Raw genomic sequence first — 2039 nt, forward strand, 5'->3', positions numbered from 1 at the left:
TAAGTTTTGAGGAACTGTGTCATAATGAGAGAAAGTCAATGTCGCTGTCGCTCTACCAGAAGTAATTGTTCTAAGGTCAGTTACATAACCAAACAATTCAGATAAAGGAACATCAGCTTTAATCACCTGAGCGACACCTCTTGGTGTCATGTTCTTCATGATACCTCTTCTTCTGTTTAAGTCACCAGTTACTGCACCAGTATACTCATCAGGAGTTACCACTTCAACATTCATTACCGGCTCTAACAATTTTGGTTTAGCCTTCTTAGCAGCCTCTTTGTAACCTAATCTTGCAGCCATTTCAAAAGAAAGGGCATCAGAGTCAACATCATGGAATGAACCGTGGTACAATCTTACTTTGATGTTATCGATTGGGTAACCTGCCAAAGGACCATTAGCCATAGCTTCTTTGAATCCTTTCTCTACTGGTCCGATAAATTCTTTAGGAATTACACCACCAGTGATCTGATTTACGAACTGTAAACCGCTTCCTTCCCAATCTTCATCTGTTGGTCCAAGTTCAAACACGATATCGGCAAATTTACCTTTACCACCTGTTTGCTTCTTGTAAACCTCTTTATGTTCAACGTTAGTCGAAATAGCCTCTTTGTATGCCACTTGAGGCGCACCCTGGTTAATTTCAACTTTAAATTCTCTTTTTAAACGATCGATGATAATATCAAGGTGAAGCTCACCCATACCTCTTAAAATCGTCTGTCCAGTTTCTTCGTTAGTCTCTACTTGTAGTGTAGGATCTTCCTCAATAAGCTTAGCAATCGCCATACCTAGCTTATCAACGTCAGCTTGAGTTTTAGGCTCAATAGCATAACCAATTACTGGCTCAGGGAAAATCATTGATTCTAACTGAAGGCTAGACTTCTCATCTGTAAGCGTGTCTCCAGTTTTGATATCTTTAAATCCTACAACTGCAGCAATATCACCACAATGTAATTTATCAATCTGATTCTGCTTGTTAGCATGCATCTGGAAGATACGCGAGATACGCTCTTTCTTACCTGTTCTGGTATTCTTAATATAAGAACCAGAATCTAGCATACCTGAGTATGATCTCACGAAGCAAAGTCTACCAACAAATGGGTCAGTAGCAATTTTAAATGCTAATGCTGCGAAAGGTGCGTCAGGATTTGGTTCTATAGTAACCTTCTCCTCGGTGTCAGGATTAGTACCTGAGATCTCACCTCTATCAAGTGGTGAAGGAAGTAATTCCATCACGTAGTTAAGCATTGTTTGAACACCTTTGTTCTTAAATGCAGAACCACAAAGCATTGGTACAAATGCTAAATCTATAGTCGCAGCTCTAAGAGCAGCAATAATTTCATCTTTTGTAATTGAATCAGGATCCTCGAAGTATTTCTCCATCAAGGTCTCATCATATTCAGCTACCGCTTCTACTAATCTCTCTCTGTACTCAGCAACTTCGTCTACCATATCAGCAGGAATATCGATTTGCTCATAGGTCATACCCATGTCATCTTCATTCCAAACCATGGCAATATTCTCCACTAAGTCAACCACTCCTCTGAAGTTGTCTTCAGCACCTATTGGTAACTGCAAAGGCACTGCCTTAGTACCTAACATTTCTTTTACCTGCTTACATACAGCAAGAAAGTCAGCACCTTGACGGTCCATTTTATTCACGAAACCAAGTCTAGAAACTTTGTAGTTATCAGCAAGTCTCCAGTTAGTTTCTGATTGTGGCTCAACACCATCAACAGCACTAAATAAAAACACCAATCCATCAAGTACACGTAATGATCTGTTTACCTCAACAGTAAAGTCAACGTGACCAGGGGTGTCAATAATATTTATGTGATAGTCATCACCTTTGTAAGGCCAGAATACAGTAGTAGCAGCAGAAGTAATTGTAATACCTCTTTCCTGCTCCTGCTCCATCCAGTCCATGGTAGCTGCACCATCGTGCACCTCACCAATCTTGTGACTTACACCAGTGTAGTAAAGAATACGCTCTGTAGTCGTAGTCTTACCAGCATCGATGTGAGCGGCAATTCCTATATTTC

The 2039-nt window shown here is 40.3% G+C and carries 1 protein-coding gene; it reads right to left on the reverse strand.

Annotated features, from left to right (window positions below; genetic code table 11):
* Positions 1 to 2039 (reverse strand): elongation factor G (fusA, locus tag E1176_RS01865; RefSeq protein WP_155208877.1); only part of this gene is annotated, 2039 nt, incomplete at both ends.

This window comes from Fulvivirga aurantia, from assembly GCF_009711475.1.
GTDB classification, from domain to species: Bacteria; Bacteroidota; Bacteroidia; order Cytophagales; family Cyclobacteriaceae; genus Fulvivirga; species Fulvivirga aurantia.